Origin of the sequence: Halomonas sp. M4R1S46, from assembly GCF_025725685.1 — a bacterium.
Classification (GTDB): domain Bacteria; phylum Pseudomonadota; class Gammaproteobacteria; order Pseudomonadales; family Halomonadaceae; genus Halomonas.
The window spans coordinates 63,600-86,281 of record NZ_CP107008.1; the positions used below are offsets into that span (position 1 = coordinate 63,600).

At 68.9% G+C, this 22,682-nt stretch carries 22 protein-coding genes; 21 read left to right on the top strand and 1 reads right to left on the bottom strand.

Annotation, left to right across the window (positions count from 1 at the left end):
• Positions 1 to 43: 43 nt before the first annotated feature.
• Entirely contained in the window at positions 44 to 970 is a 927-nt protein-coding gene (locus tag OCT48_RS00290; protein WP_263590821.1) for a LysR family transcriptional regulator, read from the bottom strand.
• A 143-nt stretch (positions 971 to 1,113) separates the two neighbouring features.
• Between OCT48_RS00290 and OCT48_RS00295 the strand changes: the two genes are divergently transcribed.
• The 21 genes from OCT48_RS00295 (at position 1,114) to OCT48_RS00395 (ending at position 22,583) form a co-directional block, all read left to right on the top strand.
• A complete protein-coding gene (locus OCT48_RS00295) occupies positions 1,114 to 1,890 on the top strand; it encodes a ferredoxin--NADP reductase (RefSeq protein WP_263590822.1) in 777 nt (258 codons plus the stop codon).
• Between the two features lie 190 nt (positions 1,891 to 2,080).
• Complete coding sequence (locus OCT48_RS00300; protein ID WP_263590823.1) at positions 2,081 to 2,860, top strand: GntR family transcriptional regulator; 780 nt, start codon at positions 2,081 to 2,083, stop codon at positions 2,858 to 2,860.
• A gap of 219 nt (positions 2,861 to 3,079) precedes the next feature.
• Entirely contained in the window at positions 3,080 to 3,397 is a 318-nt protein-coding gene (gene nirD / locus OCT48_RS00305; protein WP_263590824.1) for a nitrite reductase small subunit NirD, read from the top strand.
• 3 nt (positions 3,398 to 3,400) lie between these two features.
• On the top strand, positions 3,401 to 3,706 hold the full coding sequence (locus OCT48_RS00310; RefSeq protein ID WP_263590825.1) for a recombinase-like helix-turn-helix domain-containing protein: 306 nt from the start codon (positions 3,401 to 3,403) through the stop codon (positions 3,704 to 3,706).
• Positions 3,707 to 3,759: 53 nt separating this feature from the next.
• Complete coding sequence (locus OCT48_RS00315) at positions 3,760 to 4,791, top strand: aromatic ring-hydroxylating oxygenase subunit alpha (protein WP_263590826.1); 1,032 nt, start codon at positions 3,760 to 3,762, stop codon at positions 4,789 to 4,791.
• A gap of 1 nt (position 4,792) precedes the next feature.
• On the top strand, positions 4,793 to 5,548 hold the full coding sequence (locus tag OCT48_RS00320; RefSeq protein ID WP_263590827.1) for an SDR family oxidoreductase: 756 nt from the start codon (positions 4,793 to 4,795) through the stop codon (positions 5,546 to 5,548).
• 10 nt (positions 5,549 to 5,558) lie between these two features.
• Complete coding sequence (locus OCT48_RS00325; RefSeq protein WP_263590828.1) at positions 5,559 to 6,764, top strand: NAD(P)/FAD-dependent oxidoreductase; 1,206 nt, start codon at positions 5,559 to 5,561, stop codon at positions 6,762 to 6,764.
• A gap of 47 nt (positions 6,765 to 6,811) precedes the next feature.
• Positions 6,812 to 8,086 (top strand): MFS transporter, encoded by a 1,275-nt coding sequence (locus tag OCT48_RS00330; RefSeq protein WP_263590829.1) that lies wholly within the window; start codon positions 6,812 to 6,814, stop codon positions 8,084 to 8,086.
• Positions 8,087 to 8,305: 219 nt separating this feature from the next.
• A complete protein-coding gene (locus OCT48_RS00335) occupies positions 8,306 to 9,433 on the top strand; it encodes an FAD-dependent monooxygenase (RefSeq protein ID WP_263590830.1) in 1,128 nt (375 codons plus the stop codon).
• Positions 9,434 to 9,487: 54 nt separating this feature from the next.
• On the top strand, positions 9,488 to 10,465 hold the full coding sequence (gene dctP / locus OCT48_RS00340; protein WP_263590831.1) for a TRAP transporter substrate-binding protein DctP: 978 nt from the start codon (positions 9,488 to 9,490) through the stop codon (positions 10,463 to 10,465).
• A gap of 66 nt (positions 10,466 to 10,531) precedes the next feature.
• Positions 10,532 to 11,044 (top strand): TRAP transporter small permease, encoded by a 513-nt coding sequence (locus OCT48_RS00345; RefSeq protein WP_263590832.1) that lies wholly within the window; start codon positions 10,532 to 10,534, stop codon positions 11,042 to 11,044.
• A gap of 46 nt (positions 11,045 to 11,090) precedes the next feature.
• Positions 11,091 to 12,407, top strand: coding sequence for a TRAP transporter large permease (locus OCT48_RS00350; RefSeq protein WP_263590833.1), 1,317 nt, complete (start codon positions 11,091 to 11,093; stop codon positions 12,405 to 12,407).
• 62 nt (positions 12,408 to 12,469) lie between these two features.
• Positions 12,470 to 14,047, top strand: a complete 1,578-nt coding sequence (locus OCT48_RS00355) for a sulfatase (RefSeq protein ID WP_263590834.1) — start codon at positions 12,470 to 12,472, stop codon at positions 14,045 to 14,047.
• A gap of 332 nt (positions 14,048 to 14,379) precedes the next feature.
• A complete protein-coding gene (locus tag OCT48_RS00360) occupies positions 14,380 to 15,192 on the top strand; it encodes an IclR family transcriptional regulator (RefSeq protein ID WP_263590835.1) in 813 nt (270 codons plus the stop codon).
• Positions 15,193 to 15,358: 166 nt separating this feature from the next.
• Positions 15,359 to 16,288 (top strand): VOC family protein, encoded by a 930-nt coding sequence (locus tag OCT48_RS00365; protein ID WP_263590836.1) that lies wholly within the window; start codon positions 15,359 to 15,361, stop codon positions 16,286 to 16,288.
• Between the two features lie 163 nt (positions 16,289 to 16,451).
• A complete protein-coding gene (locus OCT48_RS00370) occupies positions 16,452 to 16,976 on the top strand; it encodes a cupin domain-containing protein (RefSeq protein WP_263590837.1) in 525 nt (174 codons plus the stop codon).
• Between the two features lie 11 nt (positions 16,977 to 16,987).
• Positions 16,988 to 17,836 (top strand): alpha/beta fold hydrolase, encoded by an 849-nt coding sequence (locus OCT48_RS00375; RefSeq protein WP_263590838.1) that lies wholly within the window; start codon positions 16,988 to 16,990, stop codon positions 17,834 to 17,836.
• Positions 17,833 to 18,627 carry an SDR family oxidoreductase gene (locus OCT48_RS00380; RefSeq protein WP_263590839.1) on the top strand — a complete coding sequence of 265 codons (795 nt, stop codon included), beginning with the start codon at positions 17,833 to 17,835 and terminating at the stop codon, positions 18,625 to 18,627. Before OCT48_RS00375 ends, OCT48_RS00380 begins: the two co-directional genes overlap by 4 nt.
• Positions 18,628 to 18,643: 16 nt before the next feature.
• A complete protein-coding gene (locus tag OCT48_RS00385; RefSeq protein WP_263590840.1) occupies positions 18,644 to 19,438 on the top strand; it encodes an aspartate dehydrogenase in 795 nt (264 codons plus the stop codon).
• A 15-nt stretch (positions 19,439 to 19,453) separates the two neighbouring features.
• Entirely contained in the window at positions 19,454 to 20,920 is a 1,467-nt protein-coding gene (locus OCT48_RS00390) for an aldehyde dehydrogenase (RefSeq protein ID WP_263590841.1), read from the top strand.
• A 28-nt stretch (positions 20,921 to 20,948) separates the two neighbouring features.
• Positions 20,949 to 22,583 (top strand): thiamine pyrophosphate-binding protein, encoded by a 1,635-nt coding sequence (locus OCT48_RS00395; RefSeq protein ID WP_318152538.1) that lies wholly within the window; start codon positions 20,949 to 20,951, stop codon positions 22,581 to 22,583.
• Positions 22,584 to 22,682: the final 99 nt, after the last annotated feature.

Consider the following 22,682-nt stretch of genomic DNA (forward strand, 5'->3'; position numbering starts at 1 on the left):
CCCCGCGGCGGCTCGAAGCCCCGTCGCGACCCGTCCGGCAGGCTCAGGAATAGTGGGGAAGGTCGATCTGGTCGCTGCGGCGGATGCCCTCGGTCATCTGCCGGCAGAGCTTGAGGAACTCGCGCATGCCGGGCGCCAGGTACTTGTGACGGTGCCAGATGAAGGCGAACTGGCGGCTCAGGTCGAGTTCGGGGGTGGGAATCGGCACCAGGCTGCCGCGGCGGAAGGCATCGCGCAGGGCCAGCTTGGAGACGCAGCCGATGCCCAGCCCGGACTCCACGGCGCGCTTGATGCCCTCGGTGTGTTCCAGCTCGAGCAGGGTGTTGAAGCGGCCGCGCCGGTGCCGCGCGGCCTGCTCCAGGGTCAGGCGGGTGCCGGAGCCCTGCTCGCGCATGATCCAGGCTTCGCGCAGCAGCCGGTCGAGCTCCACCGGCCCCTGGTCGGCCAGGGGATGGCGGGGCGAGCAGAACACCGCCAGCTCGTCCTCGACCCAGGGCTGGGTGATGACGTCGTCGTCCTCGCACTGCCCCTCGATCAGGCCCAGATCCAGCTCGTGGTGGCGCACCCCCTCGATGATGGTGCGGGTGTTGCGCACCTGCAGGCGGATACGGCTGCCCGGGTGATGCTGCATGAAGTCGCTGATCAGCAGGGTGGCCAGGTAGTTGCCGATGGTCAGGGTGGCGCCCACGTCGAGGGTGCCGATGCCCTGTTGACCGCGCAGCAACTCCTCCACCTCCTCGGCGCGGTCGAGCAGGGCCACGGCCTTGGGCAGCAGCTGGAAGCCCAGGGCATTGAGCTTGAGGCGCTTGCCGATGCGGTCGAGCAGGCGGCAGTCGAACTGGCGCTCGAGCTCCGCCAGGGCGGTGCTGGCGGCGGACTGGGACAGTGCCAGGGCACGGGCGGCATGGGAGACGCTCTCGTGCTGGGCCACGGCCACGAACACCTCGAGCTGGCGCAGGGTATAGCGCATCCGGCGATCTCCATGAGGACATATCGGTAGTATAGATAAGCTTTATCCATACAATCCATTTAACAGATATTGTCGCGTCTCTTAGAATCAGCTGCAAAGCATATCGACGCATTTATGCGTTTCTGGAATATATAGGAGCCGGCATGAGCAAGTTCGCCCTGGAAGAAGTCCTCAGCGTCCATCACTGGAACGATACCCTGTTCAGCTTCAAGACCACCCGGGAGCGCAGCCTGCGCTTCAAGAACGGCCAGTTCGTGATGATCGGCCTCGAGGTCGACGGCAAGCCGCTGATGCGGGCCTACTCCATCGCCAGCCCCAACTACGAGGATCACCTGGAGTTCTTCAGCATCAAGGTGCCCGACGGCCCCCTGACCTCGCGCCTCCAGCACCTCAAGGTTGGCGACCAGATCATGGTCAGCCGCAAGCCCACCGGCACCCTGGTCACCGACGACCTGCTGCCGGGGCGTAACCTCTACCTGCTCTCCACCGGCACCGGGCTGGCGCCGTTCATGAGCCTGATCCAGGATCCCGAGGCCTACGAGCGCTTCGAGAAGATCGTGGTGGTGCACGGCGTGCGTTCCGTGAGCGAGCTGGCCTATGCCGACTTCATCACCAAGGAGCTGCCGGCGCATGAATATCTGGGCGAGGAGATCAGCGAGAAGCTGGTCTACTACCCCACGGTGACTCGGGAGGAGTTCCACACCACGGGGCGCCTGACCGACCATATCCGCAGCGGCAAGCTCGCCGAGGACACCGGCCTGCCGGCCCTGGACCCCAAGCAGGATCGCGCCATGATCTGCGGCAGCCCGGCGATGCTCGACGACACCAGCGACCTGCTCGACGAGCTCGGCTTCAATATCTCGCCGCGCATGGGCGAGCCCGGTGACTACGTGATCGAGCGTGCCTTCGTCGAGAAATGAGCGACCCGGCTTCGCCGGGAGCGATAAGCCGTAAGCTTGAAGCTGGAAGAGAAGACCCCCGTGGCCAGGCTACGGGGGTCTTCCGTTTGCAGCGGCTGGTAGTACGCTGACTGGCTTCGAGCGTCGAGCTTATGGCCCCCGGCCAAGCCTGCTAGAATTCCCGCCTTCATGTCCCCTACAAGGCATTGCCGTGCTGTCCCTGCTGGCCGATCGCATCTCCCGACACCTCGAGCAGTCCCCCAGGTCGCCCAAGTATCTGTGCATGCGTGATGCCATCATCGAGCTGATCGTCGAGGGATGGCTACCGGAAGGGACGCGGCTGCCCACCGAGCAGGAACTGGCCGCCGCCCTGCCGCTGAGCCTGGGGACCGTGCAGAAGGCCCTGCGCGACCTGGTGGAAAGTGGTGAGCTCTATCGTCAGCGTCGCTTGGGCACCTTCGTCGCCGGCGGCGACCATCGACGCGAGATCACCACGCCGGCCTTCGGCTTCCTGCGTCCCGACGGGACCCGGGTCCGCATGGTCTTCATCCGGCTGCTCAAGCGTGAACGGCTCACCCGCCAGGGGGCCTGGAGCGAGTTGCTGGGCGACGGCCCGAGCGGCCACGTGCGCCTGGTGCGGCAGGACCGCATCGACGGGGCCTTCGACTGTCATACCGAGATCTACCTGCGAGGCGACATGGCCGGCTCCCTGCTCGAGATGCCGGCCGAGGCCCTGGAGCACGAGAGCGTGCTGCCCCTGCTCGAGGCCCGGGGGCGGCTGACGGTCAGCCACGCCGAGAACCGGGTGCGCCTGGTGCGCCTGCCCAAGGCCGCGGCCCGGGTCATGCTGCCCGACCTGGCCGAGACACCGCCCCTGGGGTTGCGCCTCGAGACCCTCTATCGGCTGGCCGACGACATCACCGTCGCCTGGCAGATCATGCACATTCCCGCCAACGACTACCGCCTCTCCCTGCGCACCCAGCTGCGCTAGCCATGTGACCCCCTCGCGTCACGGGACCGTCTCGTCTGTCGGGCCGACGCCCAGGTGGGCGGACCCGGGTGTATCGGGCTGTCCGCCAAATACTATATAGTATTGACAGGATGAGCGGCCCGCCTATACTGGGGCGCATTGGATCAAATAATAAATATGGTTTCTTATTTGAGCCGACCAGGGATGACCCATCACTCCCCGATCGATGAGGAACACGTCATGAGTTGGACCCCCGTCTGCAAGACCGACCAGGTGCAGGAAGACTTTCCCTATTCCGCGAAGATCGACGGCAAGGAGATCGGCGTCTATGTGCTCGATGGCGAGTACTACGCCCTCGAGGACGTCTGCCCCCACGCCTATGCCCTGCTGTCCCAGGGCTTCGTCGAGGACGGCCAGGTGGAGTGCCCGCTCCACGAGGCCACCTTCGACATCAAGAGTGGCAAGTGCCTGCGCGAGCCGGCCGATCGTGACCTCCACGTCTATCCGGTGCGGATCATCGACGACGAGGTTCAACTGCAGGTGAGCGAGGAGAGCTAAGGCATGGCCCAGCAAGACTACAACCCCCAACTGAAGACCTGGCAGCGCATCATCCCCTCCAGCGAGCCCGGCCAGGGCCACATCGAGGTGCCGGGCGGCTTCGCCAACCCCGTCTGGCAGACCCGCCAGAGCGTGCCGGGCCCCTTCGAACTGGAACTGGTGGAGGCCCTCGAGGAGGTGTTCGCCGAGGGAGTGACCGAGCTGGACGCCCTGGTCGACGGCCTCAATGCGCGCGATCGCCATGACCGCAACGGCCATGCCTGGACCCAGGAAAGCTTCCTTCGGGAGATGGCGGTCCTGGGGCAGTAAGCCCCCGGTTGCCGACGTTCACGCCTTCGCACAATCAACAACGAGGTCGAGTCATGACTAGTGCATCCTCCGTCGACAGCGCCGTCCAGGACTACCTGGACAATGGTCTGTGTTCCCTCTGGTATCCCGTCGCCGCCAGCTGGGAGGTCGGCAGCAACCCCGTCGGCATCACCCGCCTGGGCGAGAACCTGGTGCTGTGGCGCGGCCATGACGGCACCCTGCATGCCGTCGAGGACCGCTGCCCCCACCGCGGCGCCCGCCTCTCCAAGGGCTGGAATCTGGGCGACCGCCTGGCCTGCTGGTATCACGGGGTCGAGGTCAACGGCGAGGGCGAGGTCTGCGATGTCCCGGCGATCAGCAATAGCCCGCTGGTCGGCCAGCCCTGTGTGCGGCGCTACCCCATCCAGGAGGCCCACGGCGCCATCTTCGTCTACTTCGGCACCACCCCCGACGAGGAACCCAGCGAGCTCGAGCTGCCCGAGCAGCTGACCGACACCGAGACCTACGGCCACTTCCTGTGCACCGCCACCTGGAAGTGCAACTACCAGTACGCCGTCGACAACGTCATGGACCCCATGCACGGCACCTACCTGCATTCGGATTCGCACTCCATGGCCGAGGGCGACCGCCAGGCCGAGATGGTGCTCGAGCCCACCGAGAGCGGCTTCATCTTCAAGAAGACCGGCCAGACCGGGGTCAACTTCGACTGGGTGGAATACGGCAACACCGGGGCCCTGTGGCTGCGCCTGTCGATCCCCTATCAGCAGCGCTTCGGCCCGGGCGGCCCGTTCTGGATCGTCGGCATGGCCGTGCCCGAGGACAAGGACAACACCCGAGTGTTCTTCTGGCGGGTGCGCAAGGTCGATGGCTGGCAGCGTCAGGTGTGGCGCTTCTTCTACCGCACCAAGCTCGAACGGCTGCACTGGGACGTCCTGGAGCAGGATCGCATCATCCTCGAGAACCTGGCGCCCGACGCCCGTCATCACGAGAACCTCTACCAGCACGACGTGGGCCTCTCAAGGCTGCGCCGGGTGATGCTGGAGATGGCCAAGAAGCAGCTGGCCGCGCGCCAGCAGGCGGCCTGAGATGGCGCAGATGCTTTCCGGCAAGCGCATCCTGGTGACCGGCGCCGCGCGCGGCCTGGGGCGCAGCGTCGCCGAGGCCGCCGCCGCCGAGGGCGCCCGGCTGGTGATCAGCGACATCCTCGAGGCCGAGTTGGAGCAGACCGCCGCGGCGCTGCGCGAGGGCGGCGCCGAGGTCGAGGCGCATGTCATCGACCAGGCCGACCCCGCCTCCATCGAGGCGGGCATGGCCCGCCTCGCCGACGGCGGCCCCCTGGACGGGCTGGTCAACAACGCCGCCATCGCCACCGGCGTCGGCGGCGAGACGCTGATGGACTACGACATGGCCCTCTGGGACAAGGTGATGACGGTCAACGTGCGCGGTGCCTGGCTGATGACCCGGGCCGCCGTGCCGCTGTTCGAGGCGGCCGGCGGCGGCCGAGTGGTCAACCTGGCCTCGGACACCGCCCTGTGGGGCGCGCCCAGGCTGATGGCCTATGTGGCCAGCAAGGGCGCGGTGATCGCCATGACCCGCGCCATGGCCAGGGAACTCGGCGAGCGCGAGATCGGTGTCAACGCCGTCGCCCCGGGGCTGACCCACTGCGAGGCCACCGAGTATGTCCCCCAGGAGCGCTACGACTTCTATGCCCAGGGCCGAGCCCTGAAACGCGAACAGCAGCCCGACGACGTGGACGGCACCATCCTCTACCTGCTGTCGGACTGGTCGACCTTCGTCACCGGGCAGGTGATCCCGGTCAACGGCGGCTTCGTCTTCAACTGAGGTGGTGCACATGGCAAGCGATATCCAGCACATCGTGGTGATCGGTGGCGGCCAGGCCGGCGGCTATGCCTGCAAGGCGCTGCGTGGCGAGGGCTTCGAGGGCCGCCTGAGCGTGGTCGCCGACGAGCCCCACGACTTCTACGAGCGGCCGCCGCTGTCCAAGGGCGTGGTCACCGACAGCGAACCGCTGCCGCGGCTGTTCCCGGCGGATAGCCTGGCGGCCCTCGATATCGACTGGCGGCGCCCCCACCGTGCCATCGAGATCGATCGCCAGGCCGGCGAGGTGGTGCTCGACGACGGCGAGCGGCTGCCCTACGATCGGCTGCTGATCGCCACCGGCAGCCGGCCGCGGCTGCCGGTGGCCGAATGGGCGAGCATCGCCAACGTCATGACCCTGCGCACCTGGGACGACGCCACCCGACTCAAGGCCAAGCTCGAGGGCAGCCGCCGGGTCGGCGTCATCGGCGGCGGCTGGATCGGCCTGGAGGTGGCCTCCAGCGCCCGCAAGCTGGGCGTCGAGGTGGACGTCTTCGAGCGCGCCCCGGCGCTGTGCGGTCGCAGCGTGGGCCCCGAGGTGGCCGAGGCGATCCGCGAGCTCCACGAGCGCCACGGCGTCGGCCTGGCACTCGACCGCCAGGACATCCGGCTGAGCGAGGAGGTCGACGGCCGGGTGGCGATCACCGCCGACGGCGAGGCCCACGAGCCCTACGACCTGGTGGTGGTGGGCGTCGGCGTCGAGATCAACCTGGAGCTGGCCCGCGACGCCGGGCTCAGGACCGAGCAGGGGATCATCGTCGATGCCGCCGGGCACACCTCCGATCCCAGGATCTTCGCCGCGGGTGACGTCTCTCAGCATCCCCATCTGGGGCTCTGCCTGCAGTCCTGGGCCTATGCCCAGAACCAGGCCCGGGTGGTGGCCGACGCCATGCTCGGCAAGGAGGCGCATTACGACGAGCCGGCCTGGCTGTGGTCCGACCAGCACGGCGTCAACATCCAGATCCTCGGCGTGCCCAGTGGCGAGCCCCATTGCGTGGTCCGCCCGGATCCGCAGGGGCCAGTGTTCTTCTATCTCGACGACGAGAGTCGCCTGGTGCAGATGGTGGCCTTCGACCAGCCGCGCGCCATCAAGCTCGGCAAGCGCTGGCTGGCCGCCGAACGGGTGCTCGCCCCCGAGGCCCTGGGCGATCCCGACTACAACCTGATGCAGCTGCGCTGAGCCGGCCCCCCTGATGACGTGACGACACAACGATAACGGGTGAACCCATGTCCGATACTGCCGCCCCGGCCCTGACGGCCGGGGCCTTGCCCGATGCCGGGCCATCGAGTGGCGCGCGGCGCTGGCTGGTGCCCCTGGCCCTGCTGGCCTGCGTGATCCTGTCCTTCTTCGACAAGATCAGCGTCGCCGTGCTGATCTCGAGTCCCGCCTTCCAGGCCGACCTGGGCCTGGAGGGCGAGTCGACCCGCCTGGGACTGCTGATGACCGGCTTCCTGCTGTCCTACGGGGCCTCGTCGATATTCCTCGGCTTCCTCGGCGATATCTTCAGCCCGCGGAGCTGCCTCTACGGCATGCTGATCCTCACCGCCAGCATCATGGCGGTGATGGGGTTCGTCGACGATTTCGGCCTGATGCTCGGCCTGCGGGTGCTGCTGGGCATCGCCGAGGGGCCGATGTTCGCGGTGGCCTACACCATCGTCAAGCGGCTCTTCCCGCCCCGCGAACAGGCCCGGGCGACCATGCTGTGGCTGCTGGGCACGCCGATCGGCGCCACTCTGGGCTTTCCCTTCACCATCTGGGTGGTCGAGCAGTTCGGCTGGCGGGCCAGCTTCTTCGCCATCGCCCTGCTGACGCTGCCGGTGATGCTGCTGGTCTACCTGGTGTTCCGGCGCCTCGAGGTCAGCACCCGCTCCCCGGCGCTGCAGCACAGCGACAGGCAGCACGTGCCGCTGGCCACCCACCGCGCCGCTACCGGCCGGCTGCTCAAGCGCTGGTCGTTCTGGGCGATGTGCCTGTTCAACGTTGCCTTCCTGGCCTATCTGTGGGGGCTCAACAGCTGGCTGCCCACCTATCTGGTCCAGGACAAGGGCATCGATCTCGACCAGGCGGGGATCTTCTCCGCGCTGCCGTTCATCGCCATGCTGCTGGGCGAGGTGATCGGCGCCGTCGCCTCCGACCGCTTCGACCGACGCGCGCTGATGTGCTCGATCGCCATGCTCGGGGCGGGCCTGGGGCTGGCGCTGGTGCTGTCCATCGAAGACTCCAACTGGGCGATGATCGCCGCCATGTCGTTCAGTGCCGCCATGTGGGGCGTCGGCGCGCCCAATGTCTTCGCGCTGCTGGCCAAGGCCACCCCCTCCGACGTCAGCGCCACCGCCGGCGGCATCTTCAACGGCCTGGGCAACTTCTCCGGCGCCCTGGTGCCGGTGCTGATCGGCGCGCTGATCGTCGCCACCGGCGACATGACTGCCGGCCTGATGTTCATGATGGCCATGGCCTTCCTGGGCGCCGTCGTACTCCTTCCCCTGATCCGCCGCTACTGAGCGGCCGGCGTCGGCTCGCAGCGGGCCGGCGCCTCTCTTCGACCAGGTATCTTGTTGATTCATCGAGGGGCGTTCTTCGGCTCCGCATGACTCCCCGGGTGACGTTTGACAAAGCCCGACGGCGGGCCTACATTTGCTAGCATCAAATAATAAACAGAGTTTCAAATATGGCACGCCGAGCGGCGCGCCGTCCGGGACGGCAACAAAGGTAACAACAGCATGACAAGCCTGAAGATTGGTATCTGCGGTGGGGGTGTCGGCGGTCTCTGCGCGGCGCTGGCGCTGCGTCAACTGGGCCACGAGGCCATCGTCTTCGAACGCACCAGGCAGTTCCTGCGCATCGGTGCCGACGTCAACCTGACCCCCAACGCCGTGCGCGCCCTGGATCGCCTGGGCGTGGGCGAGGTGCTGCGCGAGACCGCGGCGCGCCCGACCCACCGCATCAGCCGCACCTGGGACACCGGCGAGGAGACCTCGCGACTGCCCATGAGCGAGGCCGCCGAGCAGCGCTATGGCGCCCCGCAGCTGACGATCCATCGCGGCGACCTGCTCCAGGCACTGGAGAAGGCCCTGCCCGATGAGGCCCTCCATCTGGGCAAGCAGGCCGAGCGCATCGAGCAGGGCGAGCCGATGCGCATCCATTTCGCCGACGGCAGCCACGCGGACGTCGACCTGGTGATCGGCGGCGACGGCATTCACTCCGCGGTGCGTCGCGAGCTGTTCGGCGAGGACCAGCCCGAGTTCACCGGCCTGGTGTCCTATCGCTCGGTGGTGCCGCGCAGCGCGGTGCCGGAGGTCGAGAACCTGGATGCCTTCACCAAGTGGTGGGGCCCGAGCGCCGACGTCCAGGTGGTGGTCTTCCCGCTGACCCGCGGCGAGGAGGTGTTCATCTTCGCCACCACGCCCCAGGACGACTGGCGCGAGGAATCCTGGACCCTGCCCGGCGACGTCGAGGAACTGCGCCGGGTCTACCGGGACTTCCATCCCGACGTACGGGCCCTGCTGGCCGCCTGTGACGGCGTGACCAAGTCGGCGCTCTACGTGCGCGAGCCCATGGAACGCTGGTCGGTGGGGCATGCCACCCTGCTCGGCGATGCCGCCCACCCCATGGTGCCCTTCATGGCCCAGGGCGCCTGCATGGCCATCGAGGACGCCGTGGTGCTGTCGCGCTGCCTGGAAGGCGTCGACCGCGATGGCCTCGCCGCGGCGCTGGAACGCTACGAGTCGGCCCGCAAGGAACGTACCGCCAAGGTGCAGCGCGGCTCCCGGGCCAACGACTGGCTCAAGGGCGAGGGAAATGCCGACTGGGTCTACGGCTACGATGCCTGGGGCGTGGAACTGGCCTGACGCCGGCCGCCACTCTCCGAACGCTTCAATAACAACACCCGAGGAAATCCCCGCATGACCAAGCAGCTCCTGACCAAGTCCCTGCTGGGCCTGTCCCTGGCGGCCGCCGCCGGTGCCGCTCAGGCCGAGGAAATCACCCTCAACGCCGTCTCCTTCACGCCCAAGACCGCGGTGGTCTCCCACGGCTTCGAGGCCTTCGTCGAGGCCATCAACGAGACGTTCGACGGCGAACTGCAGATCAACTGGCGCGGCGGCCCCGAGGTAATGCCGCCCTTCCGCCTGGCCGACGCCGTACGCAACGGCTCCATCGACATGGCGCTGACCAGCCCCAGCTACTATTCCGGCCTGGTGCCCTCGGCCACCGCCTCCAACCTGTCGTTCAAGACCTACGACGAGATCGCCCAGTCCGGCTACCTGGAGCGGATGACCGAGGTCCACGCCGAGCGGGGCCTGCACTATCTCGGCGAGATCCCGGCGAGTCCCGTGAAGTTCTTCCTGTTCTTCAAGGACGAGGTGACCGGCCTCGACGACATCGCCGGCAAGCGCATCCGCGTCTTCCCCACCATCCTGCCCTTCGTCGAGGCGCTCGGCGCCGAGCCCCTGGTGCTGCCGATGGGCGAGATCTACACCGCCATGGAGCGCGGCGTCATCGACGGCTTCGCCCAGAGCAACCTGGGGTGGGTCGACCAGTTCGAGGACGTGGTCAACTACTACATCACCCCTCCCTACTATCGGGCCGGTTTCAACGTGCTGGTCAATCCGGAGGCCTGGAGCGAACTGCCCGAGGACCTGCAGGCGCGGGTGCAGCGCTATCTTCGTGAAGAGCTGGCGCCCGAGATCGACGCTAGCTGGGACGAGATCATCGCCACCGGCTATGCGCAGATGGACGAGGCCGGCTTCCAGGAGATCGAGCTGACCGGCGAGGCCGCCGACGAGTACATCGCGACCGCCATCGAGGCGGCCTGGAACCATCTCGCCGAGGACGTGGATCCCGAACTGCATGCCGACCTCAAGGCCATGCTGGTCGAGTGATTCTTCCCCGTGCCCGGCGCCCACCTCCGGGGCGCCGGGCCCTGACCACCTATCGGGGCCTTCGCTATGGATGACTCCCTTTCCGCCGAGTGCCTACCGTCCAACGCCTTCATGCGTGGCGTCAGCCGGTTGAACCTGTGGCTGGCCTGGCTCAGTGGGCTGGTGCTGGTCCTCGCCACCGCCCTGGTGTTCCTGGAGATTCTCTCCCGGGTACTGTTCGACAATTCCCTGGTCTGGGTCATCGAGCTCAGCGAATACTCGCTGCTCTACATGACCTTCCTCGGCGCGCCCTACCTGCTCGAGAAGCACCGCCACGTGGCCATCGACCTGGTCACCGATGCCCTGCCCGAGTGGCCGCGCCGCCTGCTGGTCGCCCTGATGAGCGCCCTGGCGGCGGTGGCCTGCGGCTACAGCGCCTGGGTCGGCGGTCTGGTGACCCTCGACCAGCTCGAGTACGGGATGCGCGAGACCACCCTGATGCGACCGCCGAGCTACCTGATCACCATGGTCTTCCCTCTCGGCATGCTGCTGCTCGCGATCCAGTTCGTGGCGCAGACTCTCGACAGTTTCAAGCGCTGAGCCCGCCGGGCCCACGCATAGACAACACTCTCCCCTGGAGGCTGATATGGACTGGTGGCTGACGCTGCTTCTGCTCATGGGACCGCTCCTGCTGCTGATGATGCTCGGGATGCCGGTGGCGTTCGCCTTCCTGGTCGTCAACCTGGTCGGCGCCTATGTGCTGCTGGGCGGCATGTCCGGCGTCGAACAGCTGGTGATCAACACCACCGGCGCACTGACCAGCTTTACCCTGGTGCCCATCGCCATGTTCATGATCATGGGCGAGGTGATGTTCCGCTCGGGCATCGCCAACGATCTGCTGGATACCCTCGACAAGTGGTTCGGCAAGCTGCGCGGCCGGCTGGCCTTCATGGCCGTGGGCGGCGGGGTGCTGTTCTCCACCCTGACCGGCAACAGCATGGGCTCCATCGCCCTGCTGGGCTCCAGCCTGGTGCCGGAGATGGAGAAGCGCGGCTACCAGAAGCCCATGTCGCTGGGGCCTGTCCTCGGCTCCGCCGGCCTGGCGATCATGATCCCGCCGAGCTCGCTGGCCGTGGTGCTGGGCGTGGTGGCCGAGCTGCCGATCGGGCGGCTGCTGATCGCCATCATCCTGCCGGGCCTGCTGATGGCGGTGCTCTATACCGTGTACATTCTCGGTCGCTGCACCCTGCAGCCGGACGTGGCGCCGTCGTTCGACGTCGCCCCCACGTCGACGCGGGTCAAGCTCGAGGCCGGGGCCCGCAACATCCTGCCCATCGGCATCATCGTCTTCGCCGTGGTCGGGGTGATCTTCCTGGGCCTGGCCACGCCCACCGAGGCGGCGGCCTCCGGCGCCGTGGCCACGGTGCTGCTGGCCCTGCTCAAGCGCCGCCTGAGCCTCGGCATCTTCCAGAGCTCGATGTTCGAGAGCGCCGCCATCTCGGTGATGGTGCTGCTGATCGTGGCCGGCGCCATCGCCTTCACCCAGCTGCTGTCCTTCACCGGGGCGACCTTCGGCCTGATGGACGCCGTGCTTGGCCTGCCGTTCGGCGACAAGACCATCGTGCTGGCCATGGTGCTGACCATCGTGGTGTTGGGCATGTTCATGGGGCCGCTGCCGATCATGATGATCACCCTGCCGATCTTCGTGCCGGTGGTGGAGCAGTTCGGCTTCGACCCCCTGTGGTTCGCGGCGCTGTTCCTGATCGCCATCGAGACCGGCTCCACCTCGCCGCCGCTGGGCGCCGCACTGTTCGTGATGAAGGCCGTGGCGCCCCAGGGCACGGGCATGGGCAGCATCTACAAGGCCGCGGTGCCCTTCCTGGTCTGCGATTTCCTGGCCATCGCCATCGTCTTCGCCTTCCCCGAGATCGTCACCTGGCCGGTCGGGCTGATGTTCGACTGAGCCGGTCCCCCGGTGGCCGCCTGGCCACCGGGAGGCCCAGGGCCCGTGATGAGGAGGCCGACATGCGACGCCCGAACTTTATCGTCTTTATCACCGACCAGCAGCGTGCCGAGCACCTGGGCTGCTATGGCGATCCTACCGTCAGGACGCCGCACCTGGACGGGCTGGCCGCCTCGGGGGTGCGTTTCACGCGCTTCCACGTGACCACGCCGATCTGCCAGCCCAACCGGGCCTGCCTGGTCACCGGCCAGCAGCCCTCGGTCAACGGCGTGCGCCAGAACGGCATCCCGCTGGACCTGGACAGCGTGACCTTCGCCGACGTGCTGCGCGGGGCCGGCTATCGCACCGGCTACATCGGCAAGGCGCATTTCCAGAACGTCACCGACATCCCCGCGCCCGAGCGGCACCAGGGCGGCGAGGGCGAGACGCTGCCCGCGGCACTGGGGCACAGCCTGCGCCGCCAGCGCGACGGCGACGCCTACCGCTGGGAGGTGCGCCGGCGCTGGGCCGAGACGCCGGACCTCGAGCTGCCCACGCCCTACTACGGCTTCGATCATGTGCGGCTGTGCATCGGCCACGGCGACCGGGTCGAGGGCCACTACGGCGCCTGGCTGCGCGAGCGCCACGCCGATCCGGACGCGCTGCGCGGGCCGGCCAACGCCCTGCCCGACGAGAGCGTCACGGCGCCGCAGTGCTGGCGCACGGCGCTGCCCGAGGCCTCCTATCCGACCGCCTACGTCGCCGACCAGGCCTGCGCGTTTCTCGACGAGCAGGACGACGAGACGCCCTTCGTGCTGGTGGTGTCCTTTCCCGATCCGCACCACCCCTTCACGCCCCCCGGCCGCTACTGGTCGATGTACGACCCCGACGAGGTGGTGCTGCCGGCCACGGCGGGACGTTCGGTCGAGGAGATCGCCGGCCTGCCGGACGCGGCGCTGGCGGCCTATCGCTGGGGACGCGACGAGCCCGACAGCCACTGGCCGCTGAGCCTGTCCGAGCGCCAGCTCCGCCAGATCATCGCCCTCAACTACGGCAGCATCTCGATGGTCGACGATGCCGTGGGCGAGGTGCTGGGACGGCTCGCGGCCAGGGGGCTCGCCGACGACACCGTGGTGGCCTTCACCTCGGACCACGGCGACTACATGGGCGATTACGGCACCGTGCTCAAGCTCGGCCTGCACTTCCAGAGCGTGGTGCGCGTGCCGCTGATCTGGCACGACCCTCGCTCGCCCGAACCGGGCGGGCGCGTCTCGGCGCGGCTCGGCAGTGCCATCGACCTGGCGCCGACGCTGTTGCAGCGCGCCGGCCTGAGGATGCCCGTCGGCATGCAGGGGCGCGACCTGTTCGACGAGAGTCGGCCGGCGCCGCCGGTGCTGATCGAGGATGCCGGCATCCAGGTGTTCCGCGATGGCGACGCCGACAGCGGCATCACCACCCTGGTCACCGAGGCGTGGCGGCTCAGCCTGTTCGAGGGCGAGGCGGGCGGCGAGCTCTATCACCTGGCCGAGGACCCCCACGAGACCCGCAACCTGTGGGCCGATTCGGCCCACCAGGGAGCCAAGGCGATGTTGCTGGAGCGACTGGCGCGGCGGATGGCCGAGCTGCGTGACAAGCGTTTGTCGGCCACGGCGCGGGCCTGAGGACGCGGCGCCGTCGGCGATGGGCGTGCCGTCCTCGGGAATGGCCCGAGAGGGGGCTTTTTTCCCTTTTCAAATCAATGGATTGTGCGCGACTGGAGGCGAAGCCAACGGGCCTTGACAAACAGCGGTCCGATGTCTATCTTCAAGCTGTATCAAATAAGAAATACAGTTTAATATTTGAATTAAAGGCGGCGCCAAGCCGTCGAGGGAAGCCGAGGCGCAATCGGCTCCCGGGTCCCGATCCGGTATCGTAGGCGCGAGGGCGCCAGGGCTCAGCGAGAAGCCCGCCAGCCGGCGCGGAAACCGACCCGACACCAAGAGGCGATGACGCGATGAGCGACACCGAGAAGGACGCACGGAAGTACCTGATCCCGGGCCTGGAGCGTGGCCTGATCATCCTGATGGAGCTGAGCCGCAGCCATCGGGAGATGAGCTTCGCCGAGATCGTCAAGCGCGTCGACATCCCCAAGGCCACGGCCTACCGCGCCATCCAGACCCTGGAGTACATGGGCTTCATCCGGCGCCATCCATCCACCGGGCTGTATTCGCTGGGGGTCAACGTGCTGCGGCTGGGCTTCGAGTACGTCGCCTCCCTGGACGTGGTGCAGGTCGGCCAGCCGGTGATCGAGTCGCTGCGCGACAAGACCGGCTGCTCGAGCCATATCGCCATTCGCGACGGCCGCGACGTCATCTACGTGGCCCGGGTCAGCGCCGCCAACGCCACCATCCGCCGGGTCAGCGTCGGCACCCGCCTGCCGGTGCATCGCACCTCTCTGGGGCGGATGCTGCTGACCGGCCTGAGTCGCGAGGCCTTCGAGGCGCTCTATCCCGAGGACAGCCTGCCGGACAGCGAACCCGGTGCGCCGACGGATCGCGAGGCGCTCTGGGCTCTGGTCCAGGAGGATCGCGAGCGGGGTTACGTGATCGGCGAATCCTACTTCCAGTTCGGCATCTCCTCGATCGTCTACCCGCTGTTCAACCACGACGGCGAGGTCGAGGGGGTGGTCAGCATCATGGTGCCGGTGCACGAGATCCCGGAAGCCGACCGCGACCGCCTGCGGCTCGAGGTCGCCGAGGCGGCCGGCAGCATCTCCAATCTGCTGGGCTACCAGGGCAGTGCCGGAGGGCAGCGCCAGATGAGATGAACATGCCCTGATCCATTCCGCCGGGCGTTCGACTCGCCTGCGCCCGGCACGAGCCAATACGGCAACCAGACGACTGTCGCGAAGCCTTCGCCTCGCGAACGGGGACCCTTTGTGTCCGTGACGTCGCCGGAGTGACGGCCGAGGTCACATTCAGCAGGAGATCGACATGAGTATCGTGGGTATCGAAGCATTGGAGTTCGGCGCCGAGGACGTCGAGGCCGGCAAGCAATTCGTCGAGGACTTCGGCCTGGCGCCGGTCGACGCTGAGGTCGGGGCCGCGTCCTTCGAGACGCTCAACGGTGCCCGCCTGGTGGTGCGCGGCATCGACGACCCGGCGCTGCCCGCGGCCTTCGAGGAGGGCTCGACCCTGCGCCGCATGACCTGGGGCGTGGCGGACGCCGCGGCCCTGGACACGCTGCGGGAACGCCTGCGCGACCAGCCCGGCTTCGTCGACCACGGCGACAGCCTGGAGTGCCGCGACCCCAACGGCCTGACCGTGTGCATCCGGCCCACCCGGCTCAAGGACGTCGAACTGGAGGTCACCCCGATCAACCAGTGGGGCGACATGAAGCGCGTCGACCAGCCGAGCCCGGTCTACGAGCGGGCCACGCCGGCGAGCATCGGCCATGCGGTGTTCTTCGTCGACGACCTCGAGGCCTGTGAGCGCTTCTATCGCGAATTGCTGGGCTTCTCGGTCTCCGACCGCTACATCGAGCGCGCCGTCTTCCTGCGCATGCAGGCGCGCGGCGGCCACCACAACCTCTTCCTGCTCAAGCTGCCGCATCGCGGCGCGGGGCTCAACCACGTGGCCTTCACGGTGCGCGACATCCACGAGGTGATCGGCGGCGGCCTGGCCATGAGCCGGCGTCAGTGGAGCACCTTCATCGGCCCGGGGCGGCACCCGATCTCCTCGGCCTACTTCTGGTACGTCAACAGCCCCTTGGGCGGTGCCTTCGAGTACTACACCAACGAGGACTACCTGACCGAGGCCTGGGAGCCGCGCGAGATGCAGCACTCCCTGGAGTCGTTCACCGAGTGGGCCATCGAGGGCGGCATCGACGCCGAGACCCGGCGCCAGAAGAAGGCCGACGCCTGATCCATGGCCGGGCCCGAGGCCCGGCGCCCCCAGCGTCACCATCGATGCCGGTCGCCTGCGGGCGGCCGGCCCGGGGACCCCTCGTCCCGAATCCGGCCTCGGCCGCGCGGCGAGGCCTCCCCCGAACACCACCAACCACCGCGCGATCCCGAGGAGAGACACCATGTCCGAACAGTTCGCTACCTGGAAGAAACCCGACGACCTGTCCTTCGAGGACTGGATCGAAACGCGCATCGCGCGCTTCAAGGGCCGCAAGTACGACTGGAACGCCCTGAAGTTCCAGGCCGACTACGACCCCAAGTACCGTCGCGCCCAGATGCGCTACATCGGCACCGGCGCCACCGGCGTGGCCAACGACACCAATACCATCCCGGCCGAGCACTTCACCTTCTCGACCATGGTGCTGCCGTCCAAGTGCGAGGGGCCGCTGCACGTGCATGACGATGTCGAGGAAGTCTTCTTCGTCCTCAAGGGCTCCATTCGCCTGTTCCTCAAGGACGGCGACCGCTACACCGAGACGGTGCTCGAGGAACGCGACGTGGTCTCCATCCCGCCGGGCATCTACCGCGGCCTGCTCAACGAGAGCGAGGAGGAGGCCCTGATGTGCGTGATGCTGGGCACGCCCAAGCCGCAGATCCCCACCTACCCGGACGATCACCCGCTGTCCAGGGTCAAGCGCGACGGATGAGGGGGCCGGCCATGACACCCCAGGCAATGACACCCCGGCACCTGACGCTCGATGCCGGGCGCCAGGCCTACCGCGAAAGTGGCGAGGGCCCCGCCATCGTGCTGCTGCACGGCATCAGCTCCGGGGCGGCCTCCTGGGCGCCGCTGGCTCCCTATCTAGCCGGCTACCACCTGCTGGCCTGGGACGCCCCGGGCTACGGCGACAGCCAGCCGCTGGCCGCGGCCGAGCCCACGGCGGCGGACTATGCCGCGCGTCTCGACGCCTGGCTCGACGCCCTGGGCATCGAGCGCTGCGTGCTGGTCGGCCACTCGCTGGGGGCGATGATGGCCAGCGCCTTCGCGGCCCGCCGACCCGAGCGCCTGGCCGGGGTGATCCTGGCCGACCCGGCGCTGGGCTATCGCGCCGCCGATGCCGCCAAGCGCGACAGCGTCTATCGCAGCCGCTGGACGTTGCTCGCCGAGCAGGGTCACGAGGCCTATGCCGCGGCGCGCGCCCCGCGCCTGCTGCGCGACGGTGCCGATCCGGCCGACGTCGCCCGGGTGCGCGAGGGCATGCGGCGCCTGCACGTCGGGGGCTTCGCCCAGGCCAGCTGGATGCTGGCCAACGACGCCCTGGAGGGCTATGTGCCCGGGGGGCTGCCGGTGCCGGCCATGGTGCTGTGCGGCGACGAGGACGCCATCACCACCCCCGAGGCCTCGCGGGCCCTGGCCGAGCGGCTGGGGTTGCCCTATCGCGACATTCCGCGGGCCGGCCACGCCAGCTACATCGACGCTCCCGTGGCCTTCGCCGCAGTCGTCGCGGCCTTCGCCGGGCCGCTGCTGGCGCCTTCCACCCGGACCCGAGAGAGGACGACACCATGAGTTTCATGATCGAAGACCGGGTGGCGGTGGTCACCGGCGGATCCTCCGGGATCGGCCTCGAGACCGTGCGCCTGCTGTTGACCCACGGCGCCAGGGTGGCGCTGTGCGGCCGCAACCCCGAGCGTCTCGAGGCGGCCCGCGCCGCGCTGGTCGAGGAGTTCCCCGCCGCCGAACTGCTGGCCGAGACCTGCGACGTGCTCGACGAGGCCTCCTGCGCGGCCTTCGCCGCGGCCGTCCGCGAGCGCTTCGGCGGCGCCGACATGCTGATCGCCAACGCCGGCCAGGGTTACGTGGCCCACTTCGACGACACCCCGCGGGAGGCCTGGCTGTCCGAGGCCAACCTCAAGCTGTTCGGGGTGATCAATCCCTTGAGCGCCTTCCGCGACCAGCTGGCGGCCTCCGAGATCGGCTCGCTGACCTGCGTCAACTCGCTGCTGGCGCTGCAGCCGGAGCCGCACATGATCGCCACCTCGGCGGCGCGGGCGGCTCTGCTCAACATGACCCATTCGCTGTCTCACGAGCTGATCGACGACGGCATCCGGGTCAACTCCATCCTGCTGGGCATGGTCGAGTCCGGCCAGTGGCGCCGCCGCTTCGAGCAGCGCGACGACCCGTCCCAGAGCTGGGAGCAGTGGATCGGCGCCATCGCCGCGAAGCGCGGCATCCCCATGGGCCGCCTGGGCCGCCCGGAGGAACCGGCGCGTGCCCTGGTCTTCCTGGCCTCCCCGATGGCTTCCTTCACCACCGGCGCCGCCCTGGATGTCTCCGGTGGCTTCAATCGCCACCTGTGAGACGACGGAGAATCCGATGACCCAACGACTGATGATGATCGGCTATGGCGCCATGGGCCGCGAGGTGCATCGCCTGCTCCCCCAGGGCATGGAGCTCGCCTGGGTGGTGGTGCCGGAAGCCCATGCCGCGGCGACCCGCGACCGCCTGGCCGGCCGCGCCGAGGTACTGACCGCCATCGAGGCATGCGCCGAGCGTCCCGACCTGGTGGTGGAGTGCGCCGGCCAGCCGGGCCTCGCCGAGCATGGCGAGGCCGTGCTGCGCCGTGGCCTGACCCTGGCGGTGGTGGCCACCGGTGCCCTGGCCGATGCGGCCCTGTATGAGCGGCTCGCCACCGCGGCCCGCCAGGGCGGTGGACGCATGCAACTGCTGTCCGGCGCCGTGGCCGGCATGGACGGCCTGGCGGCGGCCCGCGAGGGCGGCCTCGACGAGGTCACCTACGAGGCCTGCAAGGCCCCGCGCAGCTGGAAGGGCAGCCACGCCGAGCAGCTCATCGACCTCGGCGCCGTCGCCGAGAAGACGGTGTTCTTCGCGGGCGATGCCGGCGAGGCCGCGCGGCTGTTCCCGGCCAATTCCAACGTCGCCGCCACCATCGCGCTGGCCGGGGTGGGCATGCGCGACACCCGGGTGCAGCTGATCGTCGACCCGGCGGCCACGCGCAACACCCACCGCATCCATGCCAGGGGGCGCTTCGGCGAGTTCACCATCGAGCTCAACGGCCATCCCCTGGAAAGCAATCCCAAGACCTCGACCCTCGCCGCCCTCTCGGTGGTGCGCGCCTGTCGCCAGGCGCTCGAGCCGGTCTCGTTCTAAGCGGAGGTGTCCGAGATGACCCTGAAGATCTTCATCGCCGGCGAATGGCGCGAGGGTCGCGGCGCCCCTATGGTGTCGCGCTTCCCCGCCGACGGTTCGGTGAACGCCGAGCTCAATGCCGCGAGCCTCGACGACGTCGAGGCGGCGATCGCCGCCGCCGACGCGGCCTGGCGCGCCCCGACCTGGCGCGAGCGCCTGCCCCACGAGCGGGCCGAGGTGCTCTACCGCGTCAGCGAGCTGATCCGCGAGCGGGCCGAGGAGCTCGCCGCCCTGCAGACCCGTGACAACGGCAAACCGCTGGCCGAGGCCCGCGGCCTGGTGGCCAGCGCCGCCGGCACCGCGCGCTACTTCGCGGCGGCCTGCGAGACCCTGGAGGGCGAGCTGCCCACCCGGCGCAACGCCGATTTCCTGACCCTGAGCACCTATGAGCCGCTCGGGGTGATCGCCGCCATCACGCCCTGGAACTCGCCGATCGCCAGCGAGATGCAGAAGGTCGCCCCGGCGCTGGCCGGCGGCAACGCCGTGGTGCTCAAGCCCGCCGAGGCCACCCCGCTGATGGCCCTCAAGCTCGCCGAGCTGTTCGAGGAGGCGGGGCTGCCCAAGGGGCTGCTCAGCGTGCTGCCGGGCCGCGGCAGCGTGATCGGCGAGGCCATCGCGCGCCACCCCAGGGTGCGCAAGATCTCCTTCACCGGCGGCACCAACACCGGTCGCCACCTGGCCCATGTGGCCGCCGACAAGCTGATCACGACCTCCCTGGAGCTGGGCGGCAAGTCGCCGACCATCATCCGCGAGGACGCCGACCTGGAGCAGGCGGTCAAGGGCGTGGCCTATGGCATCTTCAGCTCCGCCGGCCAGGCCTGCATCGCCGGCTCGCGGCTGTTCATCCACCGCCGCCGCTACGACGAGGTCATGGCGCGTCTCGAGACCGTCGCCCGCGAGCTGCGCGTCGGCCACCCGGAGACCCCCGGCGTGCACCTGGGGCCGCTGATCAGCGAGGCGCACCGCGACGGCGTGGCGGCCTACGTCGAGCGGGCCCGCGAGGAGGGCGGCCGCATCCGCTGTGGCGGTGCGATCCCCACCGCGGGCGAGCTGGCCGCGGGCAGCTTCTACCCGCCGACCCTGATCGAGGGGCTGCCCCACGACAGCGCGGTCTGCCAGGAGGAGATCTTCGGCCCGGTGCTGGTGGCGCTGCCCTTTGATGACGAGGACGAGCTGGTGGGCCTGGCCAACGACAACGTCTACGGCCTGGCGGCCGGCATCTGGAGCGCCGACTACCGCGCGGCCCTGCGCCTGGCCGACCGGCTCGAGGTCGGCACGGTGTGGATCAACACCTACAAGAAGTTCGCCATCTCGACGCCCTTCGGCGGCTACAAGGAGAGCGGCCTGGGCCGCGAGAAGGGCCGCCAGGGCATCCAGGCCTACATGCAGCAGAAGAGCCTGTACCTGGGCCTCGAGCACGACCCCATGAACTGGTGCGACTGAGCGCCCACGGTCACAGAGGACAAGCATCATGACGACCATCACCGTGGGCGAAGCCGTCGCCCGCACCCTGGAAGCCTACGCGGTCTCGGCCGTGTACGGCGTGATCTCCATCCACAACCTGCCGATCGCCGACGCCATCGGCCGGCGCGAGCGGGTGCGCTTCGTGCCGTCCCGCGGCGAAGCCGGCGCCGTGACCATGGCCGACGGCCATACCCGGGTGGGCGGCCTCGGCGTGGCCCTGACCAGCACCGGCGCCGGGGCCGGCAATGCCGTGGGCGCCATGCTCGAGGCGCTCAACGCCGGCACGCCGCTGCTGCATATCACCGGCCAGGTCGAGAAGGCCTACCTGGATCGCGATGCCGGCTTCATCCACGAGACTCGCGACCAGCTGGGCTTCCTCGAGGCCTGCTCCAAGCGTGCCTACCGCGCCTGCACCCCCGAGCAGGTGGTGCCGCTGCTGCACCGCGCCATCCAGGAGGCCATGACCCTGCCGCGGGGCCCGGTGAGCCTGGAGATTCCCATCGACATCCAGGCCAGCCGGGTCGAGTGGGTCGAGGCCGCTCCGGCGGCGCCCGCCGCCCCGGCCCCGGTCAGTGAGGCCGAGATCGACGGCCTGGCCGAGCGCGTGCTGGCCGCCGAGCGCCCGGTGCTGTGGATCGGCGGCGGCTGCCTGGAGGCGGGGGAGGCCGTGCGCCGGCTGGCCGACGCCGGCATTCCGGTGGTCTCCAGCACCCATGCCCGCGGCGTGCTGCCCGACAGCCACCCGCGCAGCCTGCGAGCCTTCCACAGTGCCCCGGCGGTGGAGGAGCTGTTCGCCAGCAGCGACCTGATGCTGGTGGCCGGCTCGCGGCTGCGCAGCAACGAGACCCGCACCTTCTCGGTGGCGCTGCCGCGTCCGCTGGTGCAGATCGACGTCGACCCGGCCGCGGCGCACCGCAACTATCAGGCCGACGCCTTCCTGTGCGGCGAGTGCGGCGACGTGCTCTCGCGCCTGGCCGATCGCCTGGAGGAAAAGCGCGAGCCCGATGCCGAGGTCGACCGCGATGTTGCCCGTGCCGTGCAGGCCGCCGAGCGGGCGCTGCGCGACCAGGTCGGCGAATACGCCAAGCTCTGCGACGCGGTGCGCGAGTCGCTGCCCGTTGACGGCATCTTCGTGCGCGACATCACGGTCTCCGGTAGCACCTGGGGCAGCCGACTGCTGCCCAGCGAGCGCCCGCTGACCAACATCCACTCGCTGGCCGGCGCCATCGGCCAGGGCCTGGCCACCGGCATCGGCTGCGCCGTGGGCGCGCAGGGCCGGAAGGTGGTCACCCTGGTCGGCGACGGCGGCCTGATGCTGATGGTCGGCGAGCTGGCGACGCTGGCCCAGGAAGGCCTGGACATGACCCTGGTGGTGATGAACGACGGCGGCTATGGGGTGATGCGCGGCATCCAGGACAAGTACTTCGAGGGTCGCCAGTACTACAACGACCTGCACACGCCGGACTTCCAGGCCATGGCCGATGCCCTGGGCCTGCCGCGCTGGAAGGTCAGTCGAGGCGACGACTTCGCCGGCGTGCTGGCCGAGGCCGTGGGTAGTGCCGGCCCGGCGATTGTCGAGGTGGACATGGCCAGCGTGGGCCCGCTCGAGTTCGCCGGCCCGCCGCAGAAGACCCTCTACTGATGCCCGCCGTCACCGGCTCGCCGGTGGCGACACACACCACTACCGAGGGAGGAGTCGTCAGGGAACATCAAGAGACCATGAATCAGAACAACATATCTT